The organism is Pedobacter sp. (genome assembly GCF_035317785.1).
Taxonomy (GTDB): Bacteria; Bacteroidota; Bacteroidia; order Sphingobacteriales; family Sphingobacteriaceae; genus Pedobacter.
Window position 1 is genome coordinate 1 of the sequence record NZ_DATHGC010000184.1, and the last position, 18,564, is coordinate 18,564.

Consider the following 18,564-nt stretch of genomic DNA (forward strand, 5'->3'; position numbering starts at 1 on the left):
TTGAAAACTCTCTTTTTAAAATCCCCCTTGAAACTGATGCGGCAGGCAAAGGTCTTCGCCCATATCATTACAAAGTCTTCATCAATCCATATGTGAATGACAATGAATATGTGATTGAAGTGATGTACAAAAAGCCTTATCAAAGTGGCTACCCTGACCCTGTCCCTGCGATTAGAACATCATTATATAAGGACCTGGTCTACTTGTTCATTAAGATCGCCCAGGCATGGCAAAACAGTATTCCTAAGCTGATCCAGATCCTGCAAAACTCAATCCTCCCGCCTGTTGATGCTGAAGCAACCGGCATGCTCAGCGAGATTTTTTACGATGCAGGCTACCAGGGCCCAGCCTTTGCCTGTTCGGTAGGGGTTGACCATAGAGATTCGCCAAAGGCATTGCAGCTGCTGGTCGACCTGGCTAAAGACGAAGGCCCTGTACCGGGCATATACGCGATGCGCTTTGTGAAACAGTCCGGCGCAACTTTGGCCTTCACCAGATTCCCCGTTACCTGCATGCTGGAAATAGACGGGCTGATCTGGGATGGCGACCCGCATGGCATGATTACTTTGGAAAGATTCTGCACCAGAATCATCGAGGTATTGCTGGAAAATAACATCGCCTTTACCCTGCACTGGGGGAAAAATGCGGACTGGGCCTTTCCCGGATTGACGGAATATATGTATGGAGACCGTGCCGGGGAATGGAAAACCTATAGAAGTGAACTGCTAAGCCTACAAGCCCGGGCACTTTTTTCCAATGATTTCCTGAGGCATACCGGGTTAGACCAATAGCACATCAATATCGCCATAGATCGCTTGCGGAAGAAAAAACCTTATTAACCATTTTAAAATTATAGCAACTACACCAATTATTATGATGAAGTATACGAACCTAATGTTCCTCTTTTTAAACAGTATGCTGGTGGCGCAGGCACAGAATAAGGCCCCGCTTGAAAACACTGTGGTGATCACATCTGAGGAGCAGAAAATCCGGGTATACACCAGAGACAACGAGGAACTGCATGTCAACGTATCGCCAAAAGATGTTCTTAAGTTTAAAGCCGCCGGAACGGTTCGCTACAGTGACTTCGGTGCCAAAGGTGATGGAAAGGCTGATGATATAGACGTCATTGCAGCAACCCATGCATTTGCCAACTTGCACCGACTTTCGGTTAAAGCCGACGATGGCGCCACCTACTATATTGGGGGAAAGGAGCGCAGGGCGGTCATCCGGACAGACACCGATTTCGGCGCGGCGGCATTCATCATCGACGATACCGAAGTGAAAAACCGCAATGCGTCTGTCTTCACGGTGAGCTCGGGCCTGAAACCGTTCAAACTGGAAACGATAGCTTCATTGAAGAGAAATCAGAAAAAAATCAATGTGTCTTTACCTGGTCCCTGTTTAATCACGGTCACCGATTCCAACGTAAAACAATACATCCGGTTTGGGCTAAACCAGAACAATGGATCTTCGAAGACCGACATCTTTGTCGCGGACAAAAACGGCAAGGTGGACATGAAAGCACCAATCATCTGGGATTTCGAGCAGATCACAGATATCACCGCTCTGCCCATTGATGAGCATCTGCTGAAGATCACCGGAGGCCATTTCACCACAATTGCCAATAAAGACGAATCAAAGTATGCCTACTATAACCGGAACATCGCGATCAGACGGTCCCATGTGCTTGTTGAAGGGCTGCAGCACCACATCAAGGGCGAAGGAGATCACGGTGCACCATACGGAGGCTTTATCAACATCGGTGAATGCGCCTATGTAACGGTAAAAAACACCATCCTGACAGGACACAGGACCTATAGCACCATTGGTGCGGCGGGTAAGCCTGTCACCATGGGTACCTACGATCTTTCTGTCAACCGTGCGCTTAACATCTCTTTCGTAAACTGCAGCCAGACCAATGACATCAACGACAACAAATACTGGGGTATTTTGGGTTCAAACTTTTGCAAAAATCTTCTTTATGATGGCTGCACCCTCTCCCGGTTCGATGCCCACCAGGGGGTTGCCAACGCCACCATCCGCAACTCAACCCTCGGACACATGGGGATCAATGCCATTGGCAGCGGACTCTTAACAATTGAGAATTCCACCGTCCGTGGACGGAGCTTTGTCAACCTGCGCCCCGACTACGGCAGTACGTGGCAGGGAGAACTGGTGATCCGTAACTGTATCTTTGTGCCGGCAAACGGCAAACCTATCAGTGCTTCTTTAATCAGCGGGTCCTATTCAGGTCAGCATAATTTCGGCTATATGTGCTATATGCCGGAAAGGATCACCATTGAAAACCTCCGGATCGACGACTCCGGACATCCGGATAATTACCATGGCCCTGCTATTTTCGCCAATTTCAATCCGGAAATGACGGACAATACTTACCAGGAAAAGTTCCCTTATGTCAAAACCAGAGAGGTTATGCTCAGAAACGTCACAACTGCCAGCAATAAAGCATTGAGGATCAGCGACAATCAGGTCATGTTCAAGGATGTAAAGGTTAAGATTAACTAATGGTATTATTTAAATTTCGAAGCTATATTGTATATTTATATACAACCAAATTCTAAATAACCTCAAATTACAATGGAACAGCAAACCAACCACCCAACACCGGAAAACATCATGCAGATAGGCACAGGATACTGGGCCTCAAAAATCCTGTTGTCTGCCGTTAACTTTCAGCTATTTACCACACTCGCCGAGCGCAAGACAATGTCAGCAAAAGACATCAAATCTCAACTGGGCTTAAACTGCACAGACCGCAATGTATACGACTTCCTCGATACGCTGACCGGATTCGGGTTCCTGACACGTGATGGATTGCTGGAGACTGCGGTATATTCCAACAGTGCAGACACGGATTTCTTTCTTGACAAAAAAAAGCCTACCTATATCGGCGGAATGCTGGAAATGCTCAACAACAGATTGTATGGTTTTTGGGGCAACCTGGAAGAAGGGCTGCGTACAGGGCTTCCGCAGAATGAGGCAAAGAACGGGGAAAATCTTTTTGAGGCGCTCTATGCTGATGCCGACCGGCTGAAAGAGTTCATCCATGCCATGAGCGGTATCCAAATGGGGGCCTTTATGGCTTTTGCCCAGAAGTTTGACTTCTCGAATGCCAGGACACTTGTTGATATTGGCGGATCGGCGAGTTTATTGTCCCTGATGGTCGCCAAACATCAGGCCCACATGAGTTGTGTGTCCTGGGACCTTCCCGCTGTTGCACCCATTGCCAATGATACCATTGCGAAATTTCAACTTCATGACCGGGTGAAAACTGCGAATGGTGACTTTTTCAAAGATGATTTTCCAAAGGCCGATATGGTCGTAATGGGCAATATTCTTCATGACTGGGATGAGCCTACCAAGCTGATGCTGATGCAGAAAGCTTATGATGCGCTGCCTGAAGGAGGTTGTTTCGTTGCGATTGAAGGTGTCATTGATGACGACAGGAGAGAAAATGTTTTCGGAATGATGATGAGTGTAAATATGCTGATCGAAACCGGTACCGGCTTTGACTATACCTTTGCCGACTTTAATGGCTGGGCAAAAGCAGTCGGTTTCAAATCAACATCCCTGCTCTCGCTGGCTGGCCCGACAAGTGCAGCGATCGCCTGCAAGTAATACAAATCCCAAATGATACTATCGCAAATGAATTGGGATTGGCACGCAACTATTTCTCAACCCCTTCACAACTCTTTTACAACCCCTTCTAGGGGGTTGCATGACCCCCATGCCTATCAAATCTCTTGAAGCCGTTAAAGAACCGGGCTGTTCCGGTCATGAAAAATTTAAAATAGCGGCAAGTATAGGGGTTAAAACCAAACTACCAAAGTTATAAAACGGCAAAAAACGGCAAAATCAACCTTTACGGCCTAATGAACGGCATTTTTCCAAGCTAAACGGATAAAGGAAAAAATAAAACGAAACTGCCAAAATCATCATTTATCATCATTAGTCATTAATTAAAAGCCAATGTAATTATCGGTTTAGATAGTTAATCATCATTATTCGTTTAAAAACTTGGTTTAACGGCGTTTAAACGGCAATTAATTCGCAATTGAACCTAACAAAATTGGCTATTATAACGCTACTTAACGCTGTTAAATGGCCTGATTTTGATGGTGTTTCAAAATATGTAAAAAGTGCGTTTTTTGCTAATGGATATTAGAATGGATATTAGAATGGATATTAAAAAGTGCTACAGGGGGATACCTGAGTTAGTACTAAATATCGACTAAAAGTACCTGAGTACCCCCCCCAAACATACATAAACCCGCAAATTCAACATATATGTATTGCTGTTGATTATCAGGACGTTAGTTGTTTGTCGTTAATAATTTAAAACATAAAAGCGTGTGCGTGATATTTTGAAAGGCAGTTTCGTACTAGTTCATACTGTTTATGCGGATACTTGCTTTGACTAATGCCATCGCCCTGATCATCTTAATTGGTACATCTTTCGGTGAATGGTGTCGATTCTCGCTAACTAACTTTACATAGTCAGTTCCTAGCTCTGATCTCTGAACAAACTTAACAGTGATCATTTCTTCGTCATCAACATCCAAACTTAACAGATACATTTCACCAAAGAAAATCCCATGTAAAAGGTCTCTAAGAATTTTATACAAGACTATATCGCCACTTTTCAATAATGGATACATGCTGTCCCCTGTCACAGAGATAGCACCATCACACTTTGGCATATTTGGAATAGTAATAAAGTCGATAATGTTTTGCTTGCTACTTTGGAAGATACTTACAAGACCGGCAGCGGCTTCCAGATCATACAATGGTATTTTTTGCAGGTTATGTTTTTTATCAGAAGGTCCTGAGAAATCGTTAGTAGTTTTTGTCGAGAGTGCCAGCTTTTTAACTTCTCCCTTTCCACTCAATATAAATTCTGCGTTTATGTCTACGCATTTCGAGTATATTAAATCGTAGTCCATAGTGTTTCTTTTGTACCAGCTTGAGAGCGTGGTTGGTGCAATACTTAGGAAACGGGAAAAATCTACATCACTTTTAAATTTGTAATAAGATTTTATCTCGTTCAATATCAACACTTTGCTGTTTTCTGTACTCATTGTGCGTATTTTTCTTTAGAGAGCTATTGCATTTGTACTCACTTTGCGTATATATTTGCGTAAGTATTCACAAATGTATATAAATATGCAAAGCAAAAAGAAAGAAATTAAATATCCTGAAAATCTGTACTTGAGGTTAGAAGTATTTAAAGACAAACGGACACATCAGGAAATTGCTACCGCAATTGAAATCAGCAGAAAAGTACTTAGTGATACCATCAATGGAAAGTACAAAGGCACCAACATCGTTCCAAAACTACTAGCTGAATTAGCTACCCCTACCACTGAACCAAAATCATCAAACTAAATATGGAATTTTATAACAACACTCTTTGTATCTCGTACAGCGAATTAGTTAATAAGAGCGTACAGCCGAACACTGTGGGCGACGACGCTTTCATATCACAGTATGATTACCAGAATTTTAAAAACTCAGGAAAGTTAAAAACAGTAAGGCCAGGTTGCAGGGGAACGGAAGCCCTTTATGATTTCGAATTGCTTCCAATGGAGGTAAAAAGGTCAGTTGCCATCAAGTTTAAAGATGTGGTAAAGACCGCGCAGCAACAACCTATTAAAGCCCTTTTAAAGCACGATTATAAAGCACTAAGTTTCTTTGAAACTTATACATTACCAAATGGCGAACACCTGAAACAAAACACCATCAGGGAATACACTTCTACCGCCGTAGTATTAAACGCCATAATCAAACTGCAAAGCGATGCAAAAGCATGGCGGTCTGCGCTTGGTGGGTCAGCTAAACAAACAGGATCACTCAAAAATCTTACTGATGTACTGGCAACACTTCAAGCTAAATGGGGTTGGAAGCTCCCGCCGGGGGATCGTGCACTAAGAGGCAAAATAAGCAAGTACAAGCAACTCGGTTATGTTTCGCTAATCAGCGGAAAGCTTTGTAACGATAATGCCGCTAAGGTGGTTGAAAGCGAGCAGGAAGGGGCATTGCGCCGGATCATGGCAATGGGTAGGAACTTCGATGATGTTCAGGTAATGAATTTGTACAACATGACTGCCGAGGTAGCCGGTTGGAAGAAAATAACCAAAGGCACTGTCGCCAACAAACGAGACGAATGGCAAATCTATACTGACGCAGGATCGCGCGGTAAAGGAAACCATGACAACAACCACGCTATGCAGGTTAAAAGACGTGCGCCTTCTGCGCCATTGCTTTACTGGACCGCTGATGGTTGGGATGTAGAATTGATGTACCAAAAAACGGTTGAGCGCAAAGACAGGGAAGGCAACATCCGTAACGTAACCGAATATCACCACCGCCTAAGCATGGTGGTCGTTCTTGATCCATGCAACAAATACCCTGTTGGCTATGCAATCGGTACTCATGAGACACCGGCGCTGATCCGGCAAGCGTTTAGAAACGCGATAACACACACAGAGGAACTGTTCGGTTCAAAGCACCATGTGTACCAACTGCAAACAGATAATTACAACAAGAAGACCTTAACGCCGTTTTACGAGGCATTGTCTGAGCGATACACCCCCGCCCGTGTAAAGAATGCGAAAGCCAAAGTTATTGAGCCTTATTTCAAGCACCTCAATAAAACCTACTGCCAGTTGCAGCCTAATTGGTCTGGATTCGGTATGAAGGCAAGAAAAGAGAATCAGCCGAATGAAGAATACAGCAATAAGATTCGTCACACTTTCCCCGATGAACAAGGTTGTGTTGACCAGATCGTAAAGATGATCGAAGCGGAACGGGCATCTAAGAAATCGGCATATGTCGAAGCATATGCACTTCTTTCGGACGACAAAAAGTTAACCTGGTCGCACATGGAATACCTGTCGCACCTTGGTGAAACTTCCGGCGACACAAACCGGCTGAACGGTCCGGGTGTCATACTGCAAATTAACAAGCAGAAATTTACTTTCGATTGCTTCGATCCACAATTCAGGATGCACAGGAATGAAGACTGGATCATAAAATACGATCCCGCAGATATGTCACAGGCTTTAGCTGTCAGTACGGACGGATCATTAAAGTTCATGCTTACCGACAAGTATGTGCAACCAATGGCACTCGCTGAAAGGACAGCCGGTGACGCTCCTGAACTCGCACGAATTACCCAACACAACAGAACACTGATCGACGACATCCTGCAAGTTCAACAAAGCGATTTCGATGCATTGAACGGTCTGATGCTTCGTAACCCTCGGATAGAAGAAACCCTCGGAAAACTACTGATCGTTGATAGCGAAGGTCAGCACAAAGACAATAGAAATGCCGCCCGCATTCAGCAATCAGTTAAGGTATTGGAAGCGAAGCACACAAGACGTGACGAGCGTATCGCTGAAAAAAGCAAACTGCAAACACAACAAGACTACATCAACAGCAAAATAGACATTAACGATTTTATTTAACACCATGCTTACACAAGACCAAAAAACCGGAATAATCGAAGCCCTAGAAACATTCATGGAGCTTCACAACTTCTCTCAGGCTGATATTTCACTGAAAGCCGATGTCAATGCGTCGTATCTGATCCCAATGAGAAAAGGTAAATCCACTGTGACTATGGGTGCAAAGGAGATCGGGATCAGCGACATGTATTTTAGCAGAATCGCTAACCTTATCGGGTTTGAACTGGAAGAAAAGCTGATCACCACCAAAGCAACGCCACAGTTAACCTTTATCATATCCAAGTTAAAAGACTGCATGGATCATTCAGAAGCGGGCGTGTTGATCGGTCAAACTGGTGCCGGAAAAACCTTTGCACTAGATGCCTTCAAAAAGAAATTTCCGGCCGAGGTATTCAGCGTTAAGGTTGGCGCATCTGATAACCTTGGAGACTTGCTTCAAAAGATCGCAGATGAATTGAAACTAGACTACTGGAAAGGTTCTAAATCTGTCAAAATTGGCCTGATCTGGCGTGAGTTAAAGAGACGCAATGAAAAAGGTCTTAAACCGATGTTGGTTTTTGATGAATCAGAGTATATGAAGCAAACCGCTTTGTGCGCTTTCAAGGAATTGTATGATTTGCTTTTAAATATCTGCCCATTGGTTATGCTCGGCACCGAAGAGCTGACCGAAAACATGACAAGACTGATCAGAAGAAAAAAAGCCGGTGTTTCTCAGCTAATGCGCCGTATCAAGTTTAAAACCCACTACATACCCGAAGTTGACACAAGGTTTACCCTGTTTTTAGATGGCGTTGATGCCGAACTTAAAAAGTGGCTACAGGCTAATTGTGCAAATTACGGTGAGTTAACAGACGTGCTGAACCCATGCCTGAGGGAAGTTAAAAGGCTCGGTCAACCATTGACATTGGAGTTTGTAAAAATGGTTCTTGGCCTATGAAAAGAGGTTACACACCGCGCGATCTTGATTCAATTGAGTTCGAGGTGTTTGACTTTACCGATGATTGGTTCGAGGCCTTTGATAAGCCGGAAATATCGGGGGTCTGGTTCATTTGGGGAAATAGTGGAAATGGTAAAACTAGCTTTTATCTAAAACTAACCAAATACCTAACAACCTTCAACAGAAAGGTGGTAATAAACAGCTTGGAGGAAGGAAGAAGCAAGACGATGCAGGGCGCATTTAGAAAAGCAGGAATGAACGAAGTGAGTGGAAAAGTTCTGCTAGTTCAGGAAAGCATGGAAGATTTAGAGGAAAGGCTTGACAAGGAACGTAGTGCAAAGATCGTAGTGATAGACAGTTGGCAGTACACGAATTGGACTTATAAAAAATATGAAGCATTTAAAAAAAGGTATCCGAACAAGCTGATAATAATAGTTAGCCAGGCTGATGGGAAGGCCCCATCAGGAAGACCGGCAAAAGCGATAAAGTATGATGCTGATTTAAAAATATGGGTAGAGGGTCACAGGGCTATATCAATGGGACGCTACATAGGTAAAAAAGGGTACTACACAAATTGGATTGAAGGTGCTGCAAAATATTGGGGACAAGAAGCAATAGACTAATATGAAAACATTAGAAAAGAAAAAAACTCACATTGCCAAGATCAGGCAAAAGAACCAAACACAGATTGATCGTGTTTGTCAGCTTCTAAATTGGTCACACGAAGATTACTGCAATCATCAGTATCTGGAATATGAAATGTTCATCGCAATGGCTTGCATGGTCATGCCTAAATCTGCTATTCTCCTGAGGTACTCGCCTCAATTCAGAGGTTTTTTCAATAGTGAGTGGATGCGAAGAAATGATACAGATTTTATCCCCTATGCAAATTCTGTATGCAGCGAACATATCGATATACGGTACGATGGTGAGGAATTTTCAGGGTGGCGAATTTACCCTGCCGTTGAATACGGTGATGAATTTATAATCGAAGAGTATCTAATGACCCATTCACATCAATCACTTTTCTGTGATGCTGATTTCGCGAATAGGTACAAACACATGATAACTGACATACTTCCTTATGTGTAACCAAGAAATACACCATCAAATCATTAATGCCATTTGCAAGGCATTGGACATTAATGACATCAAAACAGAATCAAGACGGCCAGTATACGCACACGCAAGATTCATCGCCATTAAACTTCTGATCGATAAGAAATACTCGTATTGCAGGATCGCATATATGTTGAACCGTGACATAACGACCATCTATTTCGGTGAAAGAAGATGCAAGCAACTGGTAAAGCAGGAAGATGAAATATTCGCAATAAGGCTAACTAAGATAAAAAGGGAATTGGAGGCACTATGCGCATAAAAATGAAAACCAGAGACGAAGCAGAAGGGCTATACAACCTCATAGTATACCTACTCAAAGCAAATCCTTATAGCAATAGGATGGAAAAGATTCTTGATCTCGCAATGTTCAGAATCAGTGAACAGATCAGGAAGAAGCTAATATCTAGGCATCCACGAGACTATCACATCACATTGGACGAGGAGGATAGTTTAAAATTTGAAGAGTGGCTCGCTCAGAACGAAGGTTCAATCCCCTTTAATACCTACGTATACGAACTCAACACAGCAACGCAAATCAGTACTCAAATAAACAAACAATATGGATAAAGAACTTGAAAAATTAGACATGGCATACGAGCTGATAATGGAACTTATCGTTGCTGTACAGGCCGAAACAACAAACAACCAAAGCATTCAAAGCATCGAAACCATTTTATGGCGTAAACTCTCTGAAGTGCTACTTAAAAAACAAAAAATATTCCAAGATCAACTAGAAAACCTTAATAAAGATGGGAAATAAAATATTCAACACAGCAGTAAAAATATTGGTCGTACTAGAAGGCATCGCCTTGGTACTTATTGTCATAGCAATTATCAAAGAATCATAAGAAATGAGAGCACTAACATTCAATCAGCAGAAACCGACAGACATAATGTGGGCAGACGAGTCAGGTATGAGAATACCAGTAAAAAGGATCACGCCTTCAGAACGCAAACGTGAACGATCCTTAGCGGATCAGGCTAAAAAAGCCATTGCTTTAAACGCCAATTTAGTCGCATTTAAATCGGCTTTAGAAAAGACTGCCGAAGAACTATACCAAGATTTCCTAATCGAAAACGATGGCAAAATCGGGAAGAACGTTGGAAATGTCACGTTGTACAACTTTGATAAATCGATCAAACTGGTGGTTAAAATTGGTGAGCGGATCAGCCTTGATGAAAACTTCATTAACCTGGCTAAAGCCGAATTGGACGAAATGTTTGCACAATACACTATTGATTCTCAGGACACTTTTATCACTGATCTGGTACAAGCGGCATTCGAGACAAGTGGCGGCAAACTAGATTATAAAAAAATCTTAACACTTAGAAAGCACGCTAGCCGATCTAAAAACAAACACTGGGAAAAGGCTATGGTACATATTGATAAAAGCATTAGCAAGATGTACACCAAGGCTTATCACCAAATCTGGGTTAGGGATGGTAAAGGAGAGTACCAAGCTGTACAACTAAATTTTGTGGATATAGAAGTTGAGGGATAGGCTATGAAGATTCGATTTGAAGATAACGGTCAGGACTTTCTGGAATGGGAAGTTGATGACGACGGCCAAGTAATAGGATGCGAGCCGTTTCAGGCATCCGTGTGGTGCGGTAAGTATGTGCTACAGCCAGAGTACTTGCAACGCGGACACAGTGTTTTTTATTCAGACACCCCGATCGTTCGAATCAATCAGCCAATTAGAGAACTCAAACATAAGGTAGAATCAATAAGTGAATAACATGATCAATACGCATAATGCCTTAAATAGGACAATGAACCTGCTTTTTGTTACGGTTTCTCAGGGTACGTCCCATCTTTTAACCAGATTGAAAGCCGTCAAGTCAGAAAATGGCAGTGACTTTAAGTTTGTATATATCGCGGGCAAAGTCACAGGATTGCCATACAAAGAGGTATTCGATAAATTCCAACAAGCAAAAACCAAGTTGTTGAACAAGGGATACTTTGTTATTAATCCTTGCGATTTTATCCAACCAGACGAAGATTGGAAAATTGCGATGTCGATATGCTTTACCCTCCTTCCTGCTGCCGATTACATTTATCTGTTGGATGACTGGAAAGATAGCAAAGGGGCCATATTGGAAAAAGACTTGGCTGATAAACTCGGAATAAATGTTCTAAACTGTGAGAATCATGACTAGCGAACAAGTAAGAATATTAACATGGGTCTTAATAGCAGTCGCCCTGATCCTTTTCTGGACAGCCGTTTATATGGGCTTTAAAATCTGTTTAAAATGAAAACAGTAAAGGTTTTAGTAGTGATCCTGTCAATAGTATGGCTATTGGCAGGATTAGGAGGTTCAACGATACTGTTGGGCAAACTTATTAATCATGTGTTCATCAAACCAACATCAGCAAAATGAACAAATCTCTACCTCAAATCCCCAAAAAGTATGATGCAATAGTGATCTTCTTAATGATCATGGGTGCAATAGGCGGTTTACTACTCATGTATACATTCTACGTTGATCATGCCTAAAAAGAAATCTTACTTAACCTACACAGATCAATTTTGCGGATCAGGCGGCAGCAGTCAGGGTGTCCGTAGACTTTCTGAAAAGCTTGGCGGGGGTCTGGAAATCACATTGGCTATGAATCACTGGCCTTTAGCTTGTGAAACGCACAATACAAACTTTCCAAACACATTACATGCATGTACTGATATTTCTGCATGTGATCCTAGGCGCTACCCTACAACTGACATGCTAATCACATCACCGGAATGTGTTGAACAAGGGTACGGAAACGGCAAGAAAAAGCCGACTAATCAGTTTGATATATTTACCGGCATTAAACTGGACGCCTCAGAAGAAAGAAGCCGAGCGACGATGTGGGATGTTGTAAGGTTTGCAGAATACCACAATTACAACGGCATCACTGTCGAAAATGTAGTTCAGGCACGTAACTGGCGGCTTTTTGACACTTGGTTAATTGCAATGCATAATTTAGGATATAGTCACAAGTGCATTTTCCTGAATAGTATGCATTTCCCGCCATGCCCACAAAGCAGGGATAGAATGTATGTTGTTTTCTGGAAGAAAGGGAACAAAGCCCCGAATTTAGAATTTACACCGAAAGCACATTGCCCAAAATGTAAAAAGGATATCGAGGCTTTCCAATGGTTTAAGCCCGGGCAGAAGTCTTGGAAATATAACACGGGATATCTATACCGCTGTCCGGTTGACGGTACGGTTGTAGAACCATATCACCACGCTGCATTTAACTGTGTCGACTGGTCTATAAAAGGCAGACGTATAGGAGATATTAAATTGTCAGAAAACACCCTGAGAAGGGTTAAAAAAGGCCGTGAAAAGTTTTGGGTTGATGGCCAGCCTACATACCAATATCCGCTAATACTGCAAACGGCGAACAGTTCAAACGGCAACAATGTCGGTCGGGCTGTTGATCCATTTCAAACCCAATGTACACGGCAGACAATGAGCTTGCTTACACCGATGATTTTAGAGCTTACAAGTAAAGGCGGGTGTTTGCCGGTTTTCGATAAGCCAATATCCACAATTACCGCCGGTGCCCATCATCATGGTATTTTAACAGCAGACAATTACAAGTCATTTATTGCTTACTACAATGGAGGTTCTGACGTATCGAGTGCAATTGTTGATCCAACCGGCTCTTTTACTACCGTTCACCGTCATGGTTTATTTATTGACAAAGCGCCGGAAGTTGAGGATTGTTACTACCGGACATTAAAAGCACACGAGGTTAAGTTAGGAATGGCATTCGATAAAGATTATATCGTGCTTGGAACTCAGAAACAGCAGGTTAAACAATGCGGCAACGCGGTCACGCCGCCGGTAATGGAAGCAATACAGGAAAGAATTATTGAACCTTTTTTATAATCAAATTATGAAAATATCAGACCTTAAAATTAATTATAAATCATTGTTCTCTCAGTTTGAAACCAAATCGACAGCAGTGATTTCGCTTTGCGGAAGATACAGGTATTCGTTAACAAGGCGATGGGACAGCAATAAACCAACTTTACTTTTTATTATGCTAAATCCAAGTACCGCAGATGCGTGGGAAAATGATCCTACAATCATAAGGTGCATCACTTACGCAAATGATTGGGGATATGGCGAGTTGAATGTTGTCAATCTTTTCGGGTGGATGGATAGCAACCCTGAAGGACTATTTGTAACAGACGATCCAATTGGCCGTGATAATGTCTGCCACATTATAGCCGCGGTCAGGAAAGCTGATCTAATAATATGCGCTTGGGGCAATTATCCGATTATAAAGAAGCTCTCAACAGAAAAGCAGTTGCAAGCCATCAGGTCATTTGGAAAGCCTGTCCACTGCCTTGAACTTAGTATTGACGGTATCCCCAAGCACCCCTTATATCTGCTTAAATCTCTTAAACCAATATTATATGAAATTTAAATACTATAAAAACCCTGATAAGCGGCAATACTTCGCTTTCAATGAGCAATTCGGAATGATCATATACACTGAAAAAAATGGCTTTTACAGCATCAGCACCGGTGTGGATCAGGAACTTTGCAACGACATTCCAAGTTTCGGCGAGGAACTGGAAAAGGAGCTATTTATTGAACTGGTAGCGCCCTTTGAAGTAAGGCTCAAAGCGGCAACTGACCTTTTAAAACAGCAAATGAGTGATGATCTATACGAAAGACATCAAGAATATTTAAGACAAAAAGAACAACCTTACCACTAACATTATGATACTAGGATTTTCACAAGTAATAAACGGACAACCCACGCTATTCATCGAAAAGATTTGGGAAAGTATTTACCAAATGGCACCCGAAAGGCCATCGCAAGAATATCTAATTTATCAACAGGCATATAAAGACAAGTTTGGGAAATTTTGGGATGGCACCGGCGATATGTGGCATGAGCCGGTTGACCCGAAGTTACATACCATAAGAAACCCTCGGGTAACGAAGTCGGGGGATATCGCTGCCAAACAATGGAAATCAGGTGATTTAATTCACCCAGCCATACACAATAGAAGCCCTTTGTATTTTCAGTTTGCACCGATAATGAAAGTTATTAGTGTTCAGGCGATACGGATAAAGTGGTATAAAAAGCAATGGTCTGTATATGTTGATGATCGGCAGCTTGCGGTTTACGAAGTGGAAAAACTTGCCAAAAATGATGGATTCACGAGCCTTCATGAATTTTCAGCCTATTTCGACACAGATTTTGCCGGGGTAATAATCCATTGGACAAACTTAAGGTATTGATCATGGAACAAATATATTATCCTATAGGATGGGCAGTAACATGGCTGTTCATCGTCGCCCTAGTCGTCATTACTATTGCGCTTGGTTTGGGCTCTGTCGCATTTATTGCGACGAAAGTAATTATAACAAACTGGTATCAATTTCACATAAACAGGCATGTAATTCCGTCTAAAAATATCAGGAATATGTATAAGAATAAACCCCTGATGTGCATCAACAATAATAAAAGTTGGGTTTTAAAGTACAGGCTTAGAAATTTCAGGAGGGCTAGAAATGGTAAAGAAGAAAGGTAAATACGACGACCTTTTTGCGATTTGTAATGAGAACGGCCTTGACTATAAAGCTGTAGTGCTAGATTTTACCAAAGGCCGAACAGATAGTTTAAGTTCTCTCAGCGATATCGCATATAGCACATTATTGAACAGGCTAAAAACATTGAACAAATCGAGCAATAAGAAATTTGTAAAAAAGCCAGGTGATTTGCAAAGAAAAAAAATGATCAGACTGGCTTTAACAATGCATTGGGGCGGTGGCGATATGAAAACAGCTATAAAGGAACTGGACGAATGGTGCAAAAAGCAGAAATTTAAAAAGGGGTTTATGCATCACACTGCTGGCGAATACGATTTATTAGTGACCATTTTTGAACAAAGGGTCTATGCAGATTACTATAGAGACTTAAACAAATGACAAAGATTAACAACTATGAACTGAGCAGTTCAAGCTTACCCGAAGAAATGATCGTGCAATACACAAATGGTCTTTTAAGTGCCCTTTTATTGCCGATTAAATACCCGTTAAGCGAAGAAAAATTTAACAAGATCGTCAGGGCCTTGCCAACAGTCAGGCTTGAAGAAAATCTCCAGAACTTTCGGGCTTTCGGTTTGACGCCTACACCTGAGGTGCCAAAGAATAAGAAAATTTCCATGTTCTGCGAAAAGTACATGGAATATAACGCCGGACTGAAATATGTGGCAAACGGCATTGACGGTAAGCAGATCGAAAAGGTAAAAGTCACCAAAGATATTTTGGACAGTTACTTTAAATCCGAAGACTTCCTGATCAGGGGCAAACACAGTGTGCAAAATTTCGTTAAGAACTACAATTTGGTGCTTCGGGAACACACCAACCCTCTAAAAAGCAAGCATCCGAATTATTACTCTGTTGAACACGCTAAAAAATTGCAAATAGCGGAGCTGCCGGACTATTGGCGTCATCTGAGTTCCTTAGGGCTTGTGGCGGTTAAAGACCGAACGGGCAATTTGACAGACTGGGTTAAGAAACCTTCCTGACCTTTCCTTTAGACAATATAACACCGAGGTGAAAGCTCGTTCTTGCTCCGTGCTTCTCCTTTAATCTCTTTATCATCTTTTCTATTGAACTTAAGGAATTCGGCTTAATCCCGGATTCCTTAAATAATTCAGCTATTTCTGGCTGTGTCCTGCCTTCACATAGGTATTTAATTAGTAGTTCTTCCATATTGTTAATATTTGATTTGACTAACTTACGCTATATTGATATCAAATTAATACGGAAAACCAGAATTGGAATAAATTTTCAGTTTATTATATTTACGCCATGAAAAAAGCTACAATTGCAGTATTGTTACTGTGTTTAATCGCTTGCAATGAAAAGAAAAAAGCAGCAACAATAATATCTGATGAAGATATCAAAATAAAAGTTCTCTTTTATATTGATAGTATCAGCCGTGGCACAGACCTAGCGATTGCTAATTATAGGTTAGCTTATCAAATGGAGGGTAGACAATCTGTGGATTTTGTCAATGACTTGGAAATAGTTAAAGATAGTACTGGCCGAAGTGCCGAATCTTCATTCTTGATCGTTAATTCGGCTGATTCCTATAAAAGAATAAAAGGAAGCAAAGTACAAACAACAGGCATAAGTTTCAAGGTTGATTCTACTGGAAAGGTTTTATCTCATGCAGGGTTCCTTTTATATTACCCAAGTCCGTCTTTTTATTTTAATATGGAGACAGGCACCGACCAACTATTTAATCACATGAATAAATGACAAAAAAGCCCTGATGATCTCAGGGCTTTTTTGATTTATTTGGTAAGTATTTTGGCAAGCATTAACAACGTTAGTATTTTTGTCTCAATGGCTTACAATAATAAAAATAAGTTGATCCGCGTAAAGCAAATCCAAGACGCTTATCTTTTGCATAAAAAGGATGGCGTTTCGACCCGTTACGTGTATAAAACCTTTATTTGGCCGCGTTGGAACATCAGCATTTCTTCCCTATACAATTACCTCGCAATCAACGTGCGCAAAGAAATGCGTCAGCTCGATATGTTCGACCATATCAATTAGATTTTCCGCTTTAGCACCCCGCTAATTACCAATTTCTCAATTATTCCCTCAAAATCCTCACCGCTTGACATCGGATCACGATACGAACACTGATAGCGCAGTACGTTATAATTTACTACGCCGGTATCGAGTGGTTCTTCGTCGATGCGTTGTAGCTTTCCGGTGTTCTCGCTTTCAAGATCGTCGAGCACGTACCTCACCACAGTATGGTAAAGGACATTCTTTAAGCCCTCGGCTTTACTGGTTGAAATATTGCTAGTATCCCATGTCGGATCAGTCACCACATGAAATTCCAGTGTTAACAGGCCATTCCAAAACTTCCCCGCTTTTGTCCATGCGATTTTCCAGCCTATGAAAATGGCCGGTTGTGGGTAATATTCAAATTGCTCAGGATTTAACGGCTGTCCGCGCATCTTGTCGATGTGTTCCACTGGCGGCAACTCAAGCGCCTCAAACAATGCTCTGTTTTGCTCAAAAGCATTATATATTTTTAAAAATAGATTGATCATGTTGTCGTGATTGCTTTGTTAATTTCTGTTGTCATCATAGCTTCTATCCGGCTGTTCAATTGGGTTGAATTACCTAAGAATTGCCGTTGCGGCATTTTAAATTTTATCGTCCTTACAAAAGACTTTACAGTATGTGCGGCGACCGTATGCCTTTTTACCCGCTCGGTACGTCCGTCACGTGTTCGACTGTGTGCCGCCCGTCGGTGCGCCCGAACATTGTGACTGCTCACCTGTTGCACGGCGTTGATCTGTTCACCATTATTATGTGCTGCCGCATACGGTACGTCAGTTCCGATGATCGCCCGGTCACTGTTAGACATTACTTTTCTAATGCTTCGCATCAGCCTGCCGCTTTTAACAAGTACATGGCGTTTATCTGCCCTTGTTTCCCTTGTTCCCTCTTTCCTTCGCTTTCGTTTTTCCCACGGATCGGGCATAGTATTGAACCAATTTTGTTGCCTGAACCTTTCTTTGCTAAAATTGACCGCTACAGTGGCCGACTTACTTGGTATCGTCCGCGCCACTGTCATTAGTCGCCTGACCTGACGGTCAAAATCGTTTAATTCTCCTGCCATAACTACCCGTATGAAGTTTCCAGATTGCCCATCATCCGTTTGAACATATTCTGCATATATTCTTCAAATTCCTTTTTGCCCATGCCTTTAAAGTCAGTGCCTGTCGCGCTCAGGTTAACTCCTTTAACCATTGCATCCATGTTGATCGTGATGTTTTTGACCTGTTGGGCGGTGCCGGTAGTTCCGCTTGCGCTGCTGCTTACTGGCAGGTTTTTAGTCTTGCCACCGGTGCCATCAGGTTTCACGCCACCTATCGGCGCGAGCACCTCCTTTTTGGCCTCTTTTTGCGCCTTGTACTCGGCATTTACCTCGTTGCGGATTACTTCTATTGATTTGCCGTTTGAAAT

26 protein-coding genes are annotated in these 18,564 nt (G+C 42.0%); 21 read left to right on the forward strand and 5 right to left on the reverse strand.

Annotated elements, in window-relative coordinates:
- From VK541_RS11285 to VK541_RS11295, 3 genes are all read left to right on the forward strand, one after another.
- A partial coding sequence (locus VK541_RS11285; RefSeq protein WP_324370079.1) for a hypothetical protein occupies positions 1–791 on the forward strand: 791 nt, incomplete at its 5' end.
- An 82-nt stretch (positions 792–873) separates the two neighbouring features.
- Positions 874–2,529, forward strand: coding sequence for a hypothetical protein (locus tag VK541_RS11290; protein WP_324370081.1), 1,656 nt, complete (start codon positions 874–876; stop codon positions 2,527–2,529).
- 72 nt (positions 2,530–2,601) lie between these two features.
- Positions 2,602–3,642, forward strand: a complete 1,041-nt coding sequence (locus tag VK541_RS11295) for a methyltransferase (RefSeq protein WP_324370083.1) — start codon at positions 2,602–2,604, stop codon at positions 3,640–3,642.
- Positions 3,643–4,406: 764 nt separating this feature from the next.
- Here VK541_RS11295 and VK541_RS11300 read toward each other — a convergent pair.
- On the reverse strand, positions 4,407–5,102 hold the full coding sequence (locus VK541_RS11300; RefSeq protein ID WP_324370085.1) for a LexA family transcriptional regulator: 696 nt from the start codon (positions 5,100–5,102) through the stop codon (positions 4,407–4,409).
- Between the two features lie 85 nt (positions 5,103–5,187).
- Between VK541_RS11300 and VK541_RS11305 the strand changes: the two genes are divergently transcribed.
- The 17 genes from VK541_RS11305 (at position 5,188) to VK541_RS11385 (ending at position 16,094) form a co-directional block, all read left to right on the forward strand.
- Positions 5,188–5,409 (forward strand): hypothetical protein, encoded by a 222-nt coding sequence (locus VK541_RS11305; protein ID WP_324370087.1) that lies wholly within the window; start codon positions 5,188–5,190, stop codon positions 5,407–5,409.
- A 2-nt stretch (positions 5,410–5,411) separates the two neighbouring features.
- Positions 5,412–7,493, forward strand: a complete 2,082-nt coding sequence (locus VK541_RS11310; RefSeq protein ID WP_324370089.1) for a hypothetical protein — start codon at positions 5,412–5,414, stop codon at positions 7,491–7,493.
- Between the two features lie 4 nt (positions 7,494–7,497).
- Entirely contained in the window at positions 7,498–8,430 is a 933-nt protein-coding gene (locus VK541_RS11315) for an ATP-binding protein (RefSeq protein ID WP_324370091.1), read from the forward strand.
- Positions 8,427–9,053, forward strand: coding sequence for a hypothetical protein (locus VK541_RS11320; RefSeq protein ID WP_324370093.1), 627 nt, complete (start codon positions 8,427–8,429; stop codon positions 9,051–9,053). Before VK541_RS11315 ends, VK541_RS11320 begins: the two co-directional genes overlap by 4 nt.
- Position 9,054: 1 nt before the next feature.
- Entirely contained in the window at positions 9,055–9,522 is a 468-nt protein-coding gene (locus VK541_RS11325) for a hypothetical protein (RefSeq protein WP_324370096.1), read from the forward strand.
- The gene (locus VK541_RS11330; RefSeq protein WP_324370098.1) at positions 9,515–9,811 is read left to right on the forward strand and encodes a hypothetical protein; all 297 of its coding nucleotides are present in this window, start codon (positions 9,515–9,517) and stop codon (positions 9,809–9,811) included. Before VK541_RS11325 ends, VK541_RS11330 begins: the two co-directional genes overlap by 8 nt.
- 2 nt (positions 9,812–9,813) lie before the next feature.
- On the forward strand, positions 9,814–10,119 hold the full coding sequence (locus VK541_RS11335) for a hypothetical protein (RefSeq protein ID WP_324370100.1): 306 nt from the start codon (positions 9,814–9,816) through the stop codon (positions 10,117–10,119).
- Positions 10,112–10,312: a hypothetical protein gene (locus VK541_RS11340; RefSeq protein WP_324370102.1), complete on the forward strand. Its 201-nt coding sequence runs from the start codon at positions 10,112–10,114 to the stop codon at positions 10,310–10,312. Before VK541_RS11335 ends, VK541_RS11340 begins: the two co-directional genes overlap by 8 nt.
- 91 nt (positions 10,313–10,403) lie before the next feature.
- Positions 10,404–11,054: a DUF3164 family protein gene (locus tag VK541_RS11345; protein WP_324370103.1), complete on the forward strand. Its 651-nt coding sequence runs from the start codon at positions 10,404–10,406 to the stop codon at positions 11,052–11,054.
- A 271-nt stretch (positions 11,055–11,325) separates the two neighbouring features.
- Positions 11,326–11,712, forward strand: coding sequence for a DUF4406 domain-containing protein (locus VK541_RS11350; protein ID WP_324370105.1), 387 nt, complete (start codon positions 11,326–11,328; stop codon positions 11,710–11,712).
- A 330-nt stretch (positions 11,713–12,042) separates the two neighbouring features.
- Entirely contained in the window at positions 12,043–13,431 is a 1,389-nt protein-coding gene (locus VK541_RS11355) for a DNA cytosine methyltransferase (RefSeq protein ID WP_324370107.1), read from the forward strand.
- A 7-nt stretch (positions 13,432–13,438) separates the two neighbouring features.
- On the forward strand, positions 13,439–13,975 hold the full coding sequence (locus VK541_RS11360) for a DUF1643 domain-containing protein (protein ID WP_324370109.1): 537 nt from the start codon (positions 13,439–13,441) through the stop codon (positions 13,973–13,975).
- Positions 13,965–14,270: a hypothetical protein gene (locus VK541_RS11365; protein ID WP_324370111.1), complete on the forward strand. Its 306-nt coding sequence runs from the start codon at positions 13,965–13,967 to the stop codon at positions 14,268–14,270. Before VK541_RS11360 ends, VK541_RS11365 begins: the two co-directional genes overlap by 11 nt.
- Before the next feature lie 4 nt (positions 14,271–14,274).
- Positions 14,275–14,802: a hypothetical protein gene (locus VK541_RS11370; protein WP_324370113.1), complete on the forward strand. Its 528-nt coding sequence runs from the start codon at positions 14,275–14,277 to the stop codon at positions 14,800–14,802.
- A gap of 2 nt (positions 14,803–14,804) precedes the next feature.
- On the forward strand, positions 14,805–15,095 hold the full coding sequence (locus tag VK541_RS11375; protein ID WP_324370115.1) for a hypothetical protein: 291 nt from the start codon (positions 14,805–14,807) through the stop codon (positions 15,093–15,095).
- On the forward strand, positions 15,076–15,492 hold the full coding sequence (locus tag VK541_RS11380) for a hypothetical protein (RefSeq protein WP_324370118.1): 417 nt from the start codon (positions 15,076–15,078) through the stop codon (positions 15,490–15,492). The genes VK541_RS11375 and VK541_RS11380 overlap by 20 nt, the downstream gene beginning before the upstream one ends.
- Positions 15,489–16,094: a hypothetical protein gene (locus tag VK541_RS11385; RefSeq protein ID WP_324370120.1), complete on the forward strand. Its 606-nt coding sequence runs from the start codon at positions 15,489–15,491 to the stop codon at positions 16,092–16,094. Before VK541_RS11380 ends, VK541_RS11385 begins: the two co-directional genes overlap by 4 nt.
- Here the strand turns inward: VK541_RS11385 and VK541_RS11390 are convergent.
- Positions 16,078–16,281 (reverse strand): hypothetical protein, encoded by a 204-nt coding sequence (locus VK541_RS11390; RefSeq protein WP_324370122.1) that lies wholly within the window; start codon positions 16,279–16,281, stop codon positions 16,078–16,080. The genes VK541_RS11385 and VK541_RS11390 overlap by 17 nt on opposite strands.
- Before the next feature lie 99 nt (positions 16,282–16,380).
- Here VK541_RS11390 and VK541_RS11395 point away from each other — a divergent pair, with 99 nt between their 5' ends.
- The gene (locus VK541_RS11395) at positions 16,381–16,833 is read left to right on the forward strand and encodes a hypothetical protein (RefSeq protein WP_324370123.1); all 453 of its coding nucleotides are present in this window, start codon (positions 16,381–16,383) and stop codon (positions 16,831–16,833) included.
- A 296-nt stretch (positions 16,834–17,129) separates the two neighbouring features.
- Here VK541_RS11395 and VK541_RS11400 read toward each other — a convergent pair whose 3' ends face one another.
- From VK541_RS11400 to VK541_RS11410, 3 genes are all read right to left on the reverse strand, one after another.
- Positions 17,130–17,642: a hypothetical protein gene (locus VK541_RS11400; RefSeq protein ID WP_324370125.1), complete on the reverse strand. Its 513-nt coding sequence runs from the start codon at positions 17,640–17,642 to the stop codon at positions 17,130–17,132.
- A complete protein-coding gene (locus VK541_RS11405; RefSeq protein WP_324370127.1) occupies positions 17,639–18,217 on the reverse strand; it encodes a phage virion morphogenesis protein in 579 nt (192 codons plus the stop codon). The genes VK541_RS11400 and VK541_RS11405 overlap by 4 nt, the downstream gene beginning before the upstream one ends.
- A 2-nt stretch (positions 18,218–18,219) precedes the next feature.
- Positions 18,220–18,564 (reverse strand): hypothetical protein (locus VK541_RS11410; protein ID WP_324370130.1); only part of this gene is annotated, 345 nt, incomplete at its 5' end.